Origin of the sequence: Stutzerimonas stutzeri (assembly GCF_024448895.1) — a bacterium.
GTDB classification, from domain to species: domain Bacteria; phylum Pseudomonadota; class Gammaproteobacteria; order Pseudomonadales; family Pseudomonadaceae; genus Stutzerimonas; species Stutzerimonas stutzeri_Q.
This window is the reverse complement of record NZ_JAMOIC010000007.1, coordinates 1-12,441: the sequence shown is the minus strand read 5'-3', so window position 1 is coordinate 12,441 and position 12,441 is coordinate 1. Positions and strand designations below refer to the sequence as shown.

Annotated in this window: 10 protein-coding genes; 8 read left to right on the top strand and 2 right to left on the bottom strand. The window is 56.9% G+C overall.

The window, feature by feature from the left end:
- Positions 1-56: 56 nt before the first annotated feature.
- The 4 genes from NA619_RS10320 (at position 57) to NA619_RS10305 (ending at position 3,963) form a co-directional block, all read left to right on the top strand.
- Positions 57-188, top strand: a complete 132-nt coding sequence (locus NA619_RS10320) for a hypothetical protein (RefSeq protein ID WP_255961780.1) — start codon at positions 57-59, stop codon at positions 186-188.
- Positions 189-431: 243 nt separating this feature from the next.
- Positions 432-1,916, top strand: a complete 1,485-nt coding sequence (gene putP, locus NA619_RS10315) for a sodium/proline symporter PutP (protein ID WP_255961779.1) — start codon at positions 432-434, stop codon at positions 1,914-1,916.
- Between the two features lie 151 nt (positions 1,917-2,067).
- Positions 2,068-2,238, top strand: coding sequence for a hypothetical protein (locus NA619_RS10310; protein WP_255961778.1), 171 nt, complete (start codon positions 2,068-2,070; stop codon positions 2,236-2,238).
- Between the two features lie 318 nt (positions 2,239-2,556).
- On the top strand, positions 2,557-3,963 hold the full coding sequence (locus tag NA619_RS10305; protein ID WP_255961777.1) for an alpha/beta hydrolase: 1,407 nt from the start codon (positions 2,557-2,559) through the stop codon (positions 3,961-3,963).
- 61 nt (positions 3,964-4,024) lie between these two features.
- Here the strand turns inward: NA619_RS10305 and NA619_RS10300 are convergent, their stop codons facing one another.
- Together NA619_RS10300 and NA619_RS10295 are read right to left on the bottom strand one after the other, a co-directional pair.
- Positions 4,025-4,534, bottom strand: coding sequence for a nuclear transport factor 2 family protein (locus tag NA619_RS10300; RefSeq protein WP_255961776.1), 510 nt, complete (start codon positions 4,532-4,534; stop codon positions 4,025-4,027).
- Positions 4,535-4,609: 75 nt separating this feature from the next.
- Positions 4,610-5,650, bottom strand: a complete 1,041-nt coding sequence (locus tag NA619_RS10295) for a hypothetical protein (RefSeq protein ID WP_255961774.1) — start codon at positions 5,648-5,650, stop codon at positions 4,610-4,612.
- 310 nt (positions 5,651-5,960) lie between these two features.
- Here NA619_RS10295 and NA619_RS10290 point away from each other — a divergent pair, with 310 nt between their 5' ends.
- The 4 genes from NA619_RS10290 (at position 5,961) to NA619_RS10275 (ending at position 12,155) form a co-directional block, all read left to right on the top strand.
- Positions 5,961-6,392 carry a LexA family protein gene (locus tag NA619_RS10290; protein ID WP_255961773.1) on the top strand — a complete coding sequence of 144 codons (432 nt, stop codon included), beginning with the start codon at positions 5,961-5,963 and terminating at the stop codon, positions 6,390-6,392.
- The gene (locus tag NA619_RS10285) at positions 6,379-7,659 is read left to right on the top strand and encodes a Y-family DNA polymerase (RefSeq protein ID WP_255961772.1); all 1,281 of its coding nucleotides are present in this window, start codon (positions 6,379-6,381) and stop codon (positions 7,657-7,659) included. Before NA619_RS10290 ends, NA619_RS10285 begins: the two co-directional genes overlap by 14 nt.
- Positions 7,660-7,845: 186 nt before the next feature.
- On the top strand, positions 7,846-8,037 hold the full coding sequence (locus tag NA619_RS10280; protein WP_255961771.1) for a hypothetical protein: 192 nt from the start codon (positions 7,846-7,848) through the stop codon (positions 8,035-8,037).
- Positions 8,034-12,155: a hypothetical protein gene (locus NA619_RS10275; protein WP_255961770.1), complete on the top strand. Its 4,122-nt coding sequence runs from the start codon at positions 8,034-8,036 to the stop codon at positions 12,153-12,155. The genes NA619_RS10280 and NA619_RS10275 overlap by 4 nt, the downstream gene beginning before the upstream one ends.
- The last annotated feature ends 286 nt before the right edge of the window (positions 12,156-12,441 follow it).

The following is a 12,441-nucleotide window of genomic DNA, read 5'->3' as shown; positions in this document are numbered from 1 at the left end:
AGCGATACCCATCGCCACGACACACGCCCCCCACACCATGGTTGCTGCCCTTTCAGATGGGTATCGCAAGCTCAACCCATCCTACGGTCCTGCAAGCCTCGATGACCGCCGAGGCGGTGCCGATCCCGACCCAGAATCGTCTGCTGGCGCGTCTGGCGCCCATGCGCGGGCAGATCATCGATAAGTAACCGCGCTTCTGGTTCACCCCGAACGCAGCTTCGACCCGCCTGCCGAATCGTCCCCCGACTGCTCGCTCAGTCCGCCTGCACTTTTTCTCGACAAAACTGTCCGGTCACGAGCAACGGCCGCATCGAGACGCTATGCTTTCGCGCTTAACCCGACCATCCGTTGCCAGCGCTGCGCCACAAGCGTTCGCGCTTCGTCAGTGGAGGCGGGGGCCATGTCCCCGCAGCACAAGGAAAACAACACCAATGAATGTGAGTACCCCCACTCTGATCACCTTCGTGATCTACATCGTGGCGATGATCCTCATCGGATTCATCGCCTACCGCGCTACCAAGAATTTCGACGACTACATACTCGGTGGCCGCAGCCTCGGCAGTTTCGTAACAGCACTGTCGGCAGGCGCTTCGGACATGAGCGGCTGGTTGCTGATGGGCTTGCCGGGCGCCATTTTCGTCGCCGGCCTTTCTGAAAGCTGGATCGCCATCGGCCTCATCGCCGGTGCCTGGCTGAACTGGCTGTTCGTCGCCGGGCGCCTGCGCGTGCATACCGAGCACAACCACAATGCGCTGACGCTTCCGGACTATTTCTCACATCGTTTCGAAGACACCAGCCGCTTGCTGCGCATCTTCTCGGCGCTGGTGATCCTGGTGTTCTTCACCATCTACTGCGCGTCCGGCGTGGTGGCCGGTGCCCGCCTGTTCGAATCGACCTTTGGCATGGACTACAGTACGGCGCTGTGGGTCGGCGCTGCCGCCACCATCCTCTACGTGTTCATTGGTGGCTTCCTCGCGGTGAGCTGGACCGACACCGTGCAAGCCACGCTGATGATCTTCGCGCTGCTGATCACGCCGGTCTTCGTCATCCTTGCGCTGGGCGACATGGGCACCGCCATGGACACCATTGCCGCGCAGGATCCGTCGAACTTCGACATGTTCAAGGGCCTTTCCTTCATCGCCATCATTTCCCTGCTCGGCTGGGGCCTGGGCTACTTTGGCCAGCCGCACATTCTGGTGCGCTTCATGGCCGCCGATTCGGTGAAGAGCATCCCCAACGCCCGCCGCATCGGCATGGCCTGGATGATCCTGACTCTGGCTGGTGCCGTGGTCGTGGGCTTCCTCGGCATCGCCTACTTCGCCGATAACCCGGCCCAGGCCGACGCCGTGACCGAGAACGGCGAGCGCGTGTTCATGGAACTGGTCAAGCTGATGTTCAACCCCTGGGTTGCCGGCATCATCCTGTCCGGTGTGCTGGCGGCGGTGATGAGTACGCTCAGCGCCCAGTTGCTGGTAAGTTCCAGTGCTCTGACGCAGGACTTCTACAAAGCCATGGTACGCAAGAACGCCTCGCAGACCGAGCTGGTCTGGGTCGGCCGCGGCATGGTCCTGCTGATCGCCCTGATTGCCATCGGTATCGCTTCGAATCCGGACAGCAAGGTGCTGGGCCTGGTGTCCTACGCCTGGGCGGGCTTCGGCGCTGCCTTTGGTCCCGTTGTGCTGATTTCGCTGGTGTGGAAGCGCATGACGCGTAACGGCGCGCTCGTCGGCATGCTGGTCGGCGCGATCACCGTGGTGGTCTGGAAGCAGTTCATCGGCCTTGGGCTGTACGAAATCATCCCGGGCTTCATCTTTGCCAGCATCGCCATCTACGTCGTGAGCCTGATGGGTAAGGAGCCCGCAACCACCATCCAACGTCGCTTCGAAGCGGCCGATGCGGAGTACCGCGCCGGTTGATCACAGTGCGTGGGATCATCGCCACGGCGGCGTTGATCCCCGCGTTCAGCTTCATGCGTGAATACCCTGTTGTTACTGCTCGTCGGGGTGGATACTGCTCTGCAGGCGTCGTACATTCGGCGCCCCCGCTAGGAAATTAGGGAGTATTCCAATGAAAGCGAAATCCGTGACGATTCGTGCCGTGGCCGTCGTGCTCGCGGCAATGTTGATGACAGGCTGCAGCCTTCGGTTGCCAGGCATCGGCATCGATGTTGGCGACGGAGGTGGCGGCCATGGCGGCAAACATTGCCCACCGGGCCAGGCCAAGAAGGGTAATTGCTGATACTGGCGTAACCCTGCCGGACCGGGTGGCGGCCGCCATCCGGTCCTTCTTTAATCGCAATTTCCGCGTTCCGCTCTGGAGCCATTCCAGAGGCTTGGGTTAAGTGAGCCGCTCGCAATGACCGGCCAACCATAAGCGAGACCCCAGTCGTCATATTTCCATGACCATACTGCCGCTCATCTCCCGAGCCGTTGGGTCATTTGACAGGTCCAAGCTATCTGCCACGGTTAGTCGAAGTGCGTGTACCGCTTGCGCTTGGCAGGCCCGGCAAAGCTCGCCCTGAAAGAACAAAAACAATAAACAACCGAGGAAACTCCCATGCTCCCAAGCAAGTTGGCTTCAGCCTGCGCGCGCGCCGTCGCTGGCGTGATGCTGGTCGGTACGATCGGAATAGCCGCCGATGTTCAGGCTCGGTCCAAGCCGATCAAACCACCTCTCTCCAACAGTGAATCCCGCCTTCATGATTCACGTACCTTCGTTCCGATTGTCTCGCCACTCGCGGCCTTTCCCGGCCTGCCGAGCGAGCGCTGGACCGGCGTCTACGAGGGCTCGTCCTATCAGATCGAGGTGCCGCCGAACTGGAACGGCATGCTGGTCATGTACGCGCACGGTTACCGAGGCACGGGGCCTGAGCTGACCGTCGGACCACCACCGATCCGCCCCTGGCTGTTGCAACAGGGCTACGCCTGGGCCGCGTCCAGCTACAGCAAGAACTTCTACGATGTGCGCGCTGGTATCGAAGACACCAACGCCCTGGCGCTCGCCTTCAGCAGCCTGACCGGCAAGGCGCAGCCGACCAAAACCTACATCACCGGCCATTCCATGGGCGGCCACGTCGCAGCCGCGGCGGTGGAGGCAGAAACCTACGCGACCGCCAACAACCGTGTCGTCTACGACGGCTCCGTACCCATGTGTGGCGTAACCGGCGACGCTTACCAGTTCGAATACCTGTTGAACTTCACCCTGGCCGCCCAGCATCTTGCAGGGCAGGGACCGACCAGCTTCCCGGCGACCGACTTCCAGGCCAAGCTGCCGCAGATCATCGGTGCGCTTTGGGATAGCTACCCGACCGATCCGTCGCCGCAGGGCGAAAAGCTTGAGGGTGTGGTTCGTGAACTCAGCGGTGGCGACCGGCCGATCTTCGCCGAGGGCTTCCGCACCAGCCTGCAAAGCGTCGTGTTGGGGACGGGTGGTCGTGATGGCTCGGTTGACGGCATCCTCGCCGATTCGCTGAACGGCAACCTCTCCACGCGCTATCAGTTCGACACGAACAAGGCGATGTCCCGCGAGGAACGCGAATTCAATGACTCGATCATCCGTGTGATCGGCCATGCGCCTGCCAACAGCATCCGCCCGGACGGCCTGCGCTGGATTCCCGTGGTCAACGGCCAGTTCAACGTCCCGGTGGTGAGCATCCACACCCTGGGCGACCTGTACGTGCCGTTCAAGCATCAGCAGATCTACCGCCGCAACGCGGAGGCCAACGGCAACGGCGACCTGCTGGTGCAACGTGCCATCCGCGCGCCCAGCCACTGTGATTTCACCTATCAGGAACAGGTCGAAGCCATGGCCGCGATGCTGCAATGGGAGCAGCAAGGCATCAAACCGGCGGGCGATAGCGTCCTCAATCCACGCACGCTAGCCAATCCCGCTTACGGCTGCGAGTTCACACGTAACGACGGCACGCAGAATCGGACGGCACTGCCGGCCTGTCCTGGGAGTTGAAACGCTAGCCTGAGTCGAAAGCCCTGCTCATGCGGGGCTTTTTGCTGTCCGAGTCGGCGGGTCAGGTTTTCTCTCGTGACGAACCGCCATGCAGGCTCGCGTTACCCCAACTCCGAAGCGCATCCTGCTTGATGCTTGAAATTCTCCAGTCTCCTGCGATGTCTTCGAAACCGAATTCGTAGCTGCCGCACGAGTGAAAGAAGTCTTCGTCCGAGCCAGCAGGGTCAAAGCGGAGAATCAAGTAATTGCACCGCGCACTGACAGAGCGTGCATCTGCGCCCGGCGTAATCAATAGATTGGAAAAGCTGTGGTGCTTGGCCAGCGTGTCTACGGCGTTCTGCCTGCGGCTGACGAAGTCCTCCCCTGTCATCGTCGTCGGCTGCTCCCGCCCCGAGGACGAGTAATCAATCGCGACCTGTGGTGCTAGGCACTCGACCATCGCCGGCCAATCCCGCCTATCGAAGGCCAAGAAGAACCGGCAAAGCACATCGTTAATCCGCATGAAGACGGACGGGTCTACTGTTTTCAAGGTGCGCTCCGATGGATATCCATTAGTTAAGTTGCTCTGCACCGTGCTTCCTACAAGCCGGAATGCGCTGCTTTTACAGCCAGCGCATAGGTACGGCTCGAGCCCGTGTGGAGGGCTTTACTGTTGGAGAACGTTCGCTACGTTTCCGTTGCCGTTTTGAACGATGCTAGCGGAGTGACTGTTGATCGATTGAGCTTGCGTCAGGAACGCCTGGTTGCCGTCACCCGTTTGACTGATCAGCGCATCATGAGCGTGGAAGTTCTGGGAGGCGTCTATGTGGTTGTATGAACCAACCTGAGCGATATCCAGGCTGTGGTTGTCTCCAACCTGTGACGTGATCACCGTGTTGTATTCGCCTTCCGAGTAGCCGGTAAGGCTGCTGTTTTGTCCAGCAATGTAGGACTCAAGCTCGTTACCAGTGCCCTGCTGCACATAGTCCAGCACGCTATTGCCGTCTCTCGCTTCGATCTGTGCAACGTTGGCGACGCCAACCTGCTGCAGGAAAACATCGGCCGCAGGGTAACGCCCGGAGTATTGGTGTATGTCTGCTTGGTTAGCTGCGCCTTCCTGCTCGACCGCCGCGAAACCACCACCGAAACCAGCGCTCAGCTGTTCCAGCCGCACGATGTTTTCGTCTCCGTTTTGCTGGATGTCTGCTGTGCTGAAGCCAGACTGATCCACCTCGACAACGTTGCCCTGTCCGATAGAAACCACGGCAAGCTCGTTTCCTACCCACCTTTGTCTGGCATCGAACTGGTTACCAGTCCCTTCCTGTTGGACGGTCGCGGTAACGGAAAGCTCGTCAAGGTATTCATGCTGCTCAAGGGTGGCGCTATTGGAGGTTCCGGCTTGGTAAAGCTCAGCGCTCGCCATGCCAGGACGGCTTCCATTCACCTGAAAGATTTCGACCTGATTGAGGGTGCCCACCTGCTCGACGCTCGCATGGCCGCCGTCACTGCTGGTGCCAGCTTGGACAGTGATTGCCCCGTTTTCAGAGCCGTTCTGCCGAATAAAGGACTGCTGCCGGACGCCGCTCTGCGTCTGCTCAGCGTTGTTATTTCTGCCGGTCTGCTCAATCTCGGCGACGTGCTCATTGGCTAAGACGCTGCCGCTCACCGCCAGTAAAACGGTTGCAGCTAAAGGACTGAAAATATGCATTGGAACCTCCTGTTTGTAATGGATGAGCTCCGTACAGCAGAGGCGAAGCAATGGGAGTGTTGTCGGTCCGTTTAGGTTGCGAAATACACCGAAAGAATCAAAGCGGAGATCTGTGGGTATTAAGCCGACGCGCCTTGCCGCCGTTTGTTGTGCCTGTGACTTTCTAGCGCCGCCTCACCCCTAATCACTTGGATCTCAGGGGGGCAACTGGGGAAGCCAAGTCACCAGTCGAACCACCGTGCGTCAGGCTCAATTGACCGCGCCATGACATCGCCATACTGTATGCACATACAGTTATGAGGTCTGTACCATGCCCGTTCATTTCCTGGGGCCCGCCGCTCCGTCCGCCATCGTCCTGCCGCTTTTCAGCTTCTGCATACCCGCCGGCTTCCCCAGCCCCGCGCAGGACCACATGGAAGGCACGCTCTCGCTCGATGACCTGATGAACATCCGTGCGCCCCACACCTACCTGGCGCGAGCCGACGGCGACAGCATGATCCACGTCGGCATCTTTGACCGGGACATTCTGGTCATCGATCGAGGGCGCGAGGCGGAGAAAGGGGAGGTCGTCATCGCCGCGCTTAACAACGAACCCCTGGTGAAAATCTTCGACCGGCAAGGCGACCAGATCATCCTTCGCTCGGCCAACCCCAAATTCCCCCCGCGCTACCTGCTGGAAAGCGAAGAGCTATACGTTTGGGGCGTCGTGCCATTCAGCGTGCGCACCCATGGCAAGTATTGAGCGGGCGCTGGCCCTCATCGACTGCAACTCGTTTTACGCCAGTTGCGAGCGCGTCTTCCGGCCCGACCTGCGCACCACGCCCATCGTCGTGCTCTCCAATAACGATGGCTGCGTGATCGCCCGCTCGGCAGAGGCCAAGGCCCTGGGTATCAAGATGGGCGCGCCGTACTTCAAGGTACGCCGTGATCTGGAGCGTTGGGGCGTCGTGGTGTTTTCCAGCAACTACGCGCTTTACGGGGACATGAGCGAGCGGGTGATGACCGTCATCGAACAGCGCGCGCCGGCCGTGGAGGTGTATTCCATCGATGAGGCTTTCGCCGATATGACCGGCGTGCCAGATGCGGAATCGCTCGGGCGCCGCATCCGTGCCGATGTGTTGCGGCTCACCGGCATACCGGTCGGCGTCGGCATCGCAAACACCAAGACCCTCGCCAAGTTGGCCAACCATTCGGCCAAGCGCTGGATGAAGCAAACCGGCGGCGTCGTTGACCTGCGCGACCCCGAGCGGCGCGACAAGGTACTGCGCATCACGAGCGTAAGCGATGTATGGGGCGTCGGCCGGCGCATGACCGAACACCTCAACAGCATGGGCATTCGCAGCGCCTGGGACCTGGCTAATGCCGACGCCTGGACCCTGCGCAAACAATTCAGCGTGGTGATCGAAAAGACCGCCCGCGAACTGCGCGGCACGCCCTGTGTGGAACTGGAAGACGTGATCCCGCTCAAGCAGGAGATCTGCTGCTCACGCATGTTCGGCGACCGCCTGCGCGAGCTAGCCCCCCTCCGCGAAGCCGTCGCCACCTACGCCGCCCGCGCCTGCGAAAAGCTGCGCGCGCAACGCTCCCTGTGCAAACGCGTACGCGTCAGTATCCGCACCGGCATGTTCAACCCCGACGAACCCAGGTTCGCCAAAGGCATTGTCTGCGAACTGCCATACCCCACCGACGACACCCGCTACATCACCCGCGCCGCCATCGCCGGGCTAGAGCTTGTCTATCGAGAGGGTTTCGCCTTCAGCAAAGCCGAAGTACTGCTAATGGACCTCTGCCAACGCGGCGAATACACCGGCGACCTCTTCACCGAAACCCAACCCGCTGCCGCGGAGCGCGTCATGGGCGTGCTCGATGCGGTAAATGCGAAGTGGGGGCGCAATACGCTCAGGCCGGGGCGAGTTCCCACCGCACCGGATTGGGGAATGCGGCGGGAGATGATGAGCCAGAGTTTTACGACGCGGATGGACCAGTTGTGGAGAGTGGGGTGTCGGTAGTGGCTTGGGGATAGCTTGGGCTTCTTCTGATGAGCAGTCAGTGCGGCTTGATCAGGCCAACGCACCAGATATCAATCGGCCGGCGTCATCGTCATCCACTGTAATCCCGTGCGAGAGGCGCCATGCCCAGGATCGGTTTCCTGGTGTGAAGCGTTGTGAATTAAACGCCTCGATTGTTGAGCGCTGATGAAAGCAGAGCTTCAATCTTGTTGCGCAAACGTTTCAGCTGTACGCGCCGTAATTGGTAGCGTGTTCCAGATCAAATCCGCAATGGCATCGGATCGGATGATTCATGGCCCGTCGACGACGCTGAAAGGGCTGATCGAGCTTGGCTCGTACCGTCCCGATTTCATGCTGGCATCGAGGGCATTCAATTGAAAGTCGCAAATAACAATACTAAGGCCGAGGCTCGGCTGGCGGAGATTTTCGAAACAATTATCGGCCTGACCCAATCCCGGGTCACCAACAATACGCCGGAAAAAAAGGATCGCCTCGAGGAAATCGACAAAGGGGAAACCCCTTCAAACAGCGGGACAGGTGGCGATAAATCCAAGGGGCCCGCAACAGCCGAGGAGTTTCGAGCAAAGGCCAAAGAAGAAGACTGGATAGTAGTGGAAGAGAATGATGTGTTGCCCCCGCTCGGCAATCTTAAACCCACCAAGGCCGACGATACGACCTACACCTATAAGTACGACGGGAAGACTTTCGCCGTATCGGCGCATCTGACGCCCTTTAAGCATTCTGTTCTGGAAAACAAGGTAGTTGGTAGTGATATTCGTCGAGCGGATAACGACATCACGGTAAACGTTCCAGATTCCGAAGCGACGGATTTCATGAATGCCAAGACCACGGAAGGTGGAAAGACGGTTGGCGAGCTATTTCAGGACAAGATGAAGGACGAGTGGGGCAAGCTCGATATAAGCGATCCACGGCGTCAATATTATGAGCTGCTTGAGGCAAAGACCGCGCTGGAAACAGGTTATTTATATAAGCCTGCAATAACGGTAGCAGATGGTGATTGGAGTGAGACGAAAGACAGGGATGGCGTCGTTATGCATAGCGCCAACACCTACGGCTTATTGAAGGAAGAGGAGATTTACGAAAAGCTGGCAGCTTTGTCCGATAATGACAGCGTGAAAAAAGGCGTCGACCAGTTAATGGAAGGTGCCATAGACAAAATCGCTGACAAGAACGGTCTGACCAACAAAATTTACAATAGCATGATGGGCGATGACTACAAGGACATGCTGAAAAGCATGGATCCAACAGCCGCCAATGTTCGATTTGCTAATGATTTCAAATCGTTAAAAATGTTGGATGAAACCAAGGCGGATGAGGTTTTTGGCAAACTTTCCAGCGAATTGGGAGGCGGCGTCGAAGTCGACGTCGATATGGTTAATGATGTCGCTGATATGGTTAAAAATGGAAGCTATTCCGACGAATCATTAAAGGCAGCGGTCACAGATACAGTAACCCTTGGGTTATCGAGCACCTGGTCTGCCCTCTTTGGTATTACCTTCGCGGATCGGGCAGTCCAGGGCTACTTGAATGGTCAGGGTGGAGGCAACCTATCCGATGACGTCAAACGCAGCCTCGATAGCTATAAGGCTGCGGTGAAAATATTGGGCGACGCGATGTATGAATCAGTCAAAGGCAAAGGTTTCTTTGACATGAAAGATATATCCTCGCGACTGTCCGACGTTCTCAGTTCAAATAACCCGGATGGGCTAAGTACGCGGCGTGGTGCGGCTGGGCTTATTCAAGCGGCGATGAGTCGTGGGGTAATACCGGCCATAGGCGGGATATTGGCTACAACGGCGGCCATCTATAATCTTTCGAAAAACAAGGGCGAAACGGTTGAAGACCGTATGGCAGCCGCGCGTTTGTTCATGATCAGTATTGCGACGTCTCCCGCCGTGATTGGTAATACCCTGGATATATTCGGTGCGGCATTCAATAAGCCGGGCGTGAGGGACTTGCTTGGGTTTGGCGATAATACGCAGCTGCGCGAGATGTTTGACAAACGGTTCCCTGGCTCGGCTCCTGAGGTGGCCGCCGACAACGCATCAATTAAAGGTCTGTACAGCGCTGATGACTATCGTTCGGTTGTATCGTCAGATGGGTCTCAGTCAACGGTAAATATGGCTGATATTACACACTGGTTTGATGATGTTGCGTCAGGCGACGTGAGCTTTGTTACCGCCAAGTCCAACGTCGATTCCGAAACAGGTTTGAGTTTTCATACGGCGATGGAGGATGGCAACAGCCGCATTGGTGCTGCCGGGTCGGGAGCGGCATCCATCGATCAGGCTGCCGTCGACGACCTGGATCCAAACAGCCGTTCTTTGCTCAACTCTAGGCTTGACGCCACCCTCAGCGACATGGGGCTTGATCCAAAGATCATGGATATCCCCAGCAAATTGAAGCTCGTGGGAACCATCTTGGGCCCCGTCGGAATTGTGGCTGATACAGCGGGCGGTTTTCTTGATTTGGCCCTGGGGGCGATGGGAATTGACAAGCTGTTGAAGAACGGCGGCACCTCGCTTGAATACGCTGAAAAGTCGATGCAAGTGCTGGGCGGAGCCTCTATCGCAGCAATGGCCGGCACCAGTTTAGCGGCTTTGGTGGCAGGCCCCGCAGTTGCCGCGGGGCTTAGTCTCGCTTCGGGCGTATTAGGTATTGTCGGCGTCGGTTTTGGGGTAATCGCAGGGATAATCGCCCGTGAAGTTGCCAAGGAAAAGAGGGGGGAAGAGCTTAACAAGCGGGCCGAGCAGTTTAATAACTGGAGTAAGTTGGGCATCACAGAAGATGATTGGGGGGACAAGCTCAATTACACTCAAAATGCTCGTTATGCCTATTATTACGATTATGGTTCAGAGTCTTACTTCGAAGCTTTTCCGGCTGACATTCCTGTGTGGGAAGCCCGGCCGGACCAGTATGAGGATTTCACTGATCACCTCAGGAATAATGACCACCTCCCCGGTGATGATTGGTTTGACAACTGGGACGACAAGCACGGTGTAGTGATTAATCATGATAGTGACGGTGATGAAAGTGGCTTGCCGCGTTTTGGAGATGATAAATCTTACCGAAACAAAATTGGCGGCGGGAAGGCGTACACAAACGGTACTTTTGAGGATTTCAAAGAGGATGTGGATCGCGTTGATGTCGGGTCTATTGAGTTGCTGGACGATGGCAGGGTTATATTTGTCAAGGACGGGGTCAAGCAAATTATAGACCCCGTGATAGGCAATAACGAGTCCGGACTTAACCCAAAGATTATTAGTTATCTGACCGATCTATACGAACTGGCTCATCCGGGAGGCAAGCGGGACGAGAACATCATCAAGCGCATGACAGACCTGCACAATGAATCCGACAGATACAACGAGATCGACGAATTAAGGCGTGTTTTGAGTGACGACTTTGTTAGCATGTTGGGCAAGGATGACACCAAACCCGGCACTTATAAAGATTTCAAGCGAGACGTTGACCGTGTTGATGTAGATACGATAAAGCTGGATCCGGAGGACAGTAGCGTTATCTACTTTGTCAAAGACGGCAAACAGTGGAAGTTGGACACGGACAATCACGGAAGCCTTAAGGGTGGTCATGCGAAAGAAATATATACGTACCTACGTGACTTGCACGATCTGATTCGCCCTGACGGTAAAAATATCGATAAAGACATCGCTAAAGACGTCACGGACCTGCACAGCAAGAACGATGACTATAACGATATTAAGAGGCTTCGTGAGCACCTCATAAAGAAATTCCCGAAGGAATATGGTGAGGAGCCCGCTACGTTTGGAACTACGTATAACGATAGTGGCAGTGTGAATCACAACAGGATTGGAACCCCGAGTGATTTTATTGAGGATATTGATAAGGTGGATGTAGGGACGATTGCCATATCTGATGATGGCCGATCAGTCGTTTTTGTTAAAGATGGCATTAAACAACGAATATCCGATACCAACGATACCAATTCGGAAATCATTCGCTACCTGAAAGGATTGCACGATATCGCCGACCCCAAGAATGAGTCCTTCAAGGAGCGCGCGAAGGAGATGGACCGGGTGTTTGCGGCGACGGATGACTACAACGATCTGGGCAAGATAAAAGCCTACATGGACCCCCCGAAGCCCCGAACCTGGGCGGATAAGACTCCGGACGGTGAGAGGGGCCTTATGAGGGTGCCAAACCAGGATCAGGATGAGTTCAAGGAGGACATGGACAAGGTGGATGCCGCGTCGATCCGCGTGGTGGATGACGTTGTCTACTTCACTAAAAACGGTGAGTGGCATTCAATGGGGCCGGGCTATGGGGGCGATATGCGCCACATCTATAACCAGCTGGTGATGGTCGCGAACATGACCAATCATGGTAAGGATCTAAAGCTTGCGGCTCGAATAGACCAGATATGGGATCGGACAGATTCCTACAATGAAGCCAATAAGCTTGAGAAGTACCTGAAGAAAATTGGGGCACTTTGAATCAATGGCTGTCAGATAGTGTCGAGCATGCTTCGTAAGTTGTAGAAGTCGAAGCTTCGCCTGGAACATGCAGCCCGATGAACGCCGCTGTATGTCCAGGGCCGGCTTTGGTCAGCCCTTAGCGATGAGTGTTGCATAGGGCACCGACTTTAAGATTCCGATCGCTGCTCAAAGGCCTCTACACCGACGACCTCTTTACCGAAACTCAACCCGCTGCCGCTGCCGCTGCCGCTGCCGCTGCCGCTGCCGCTGCCGCGGGGCGGGTCATGGGCGTGCTTGATGCTGT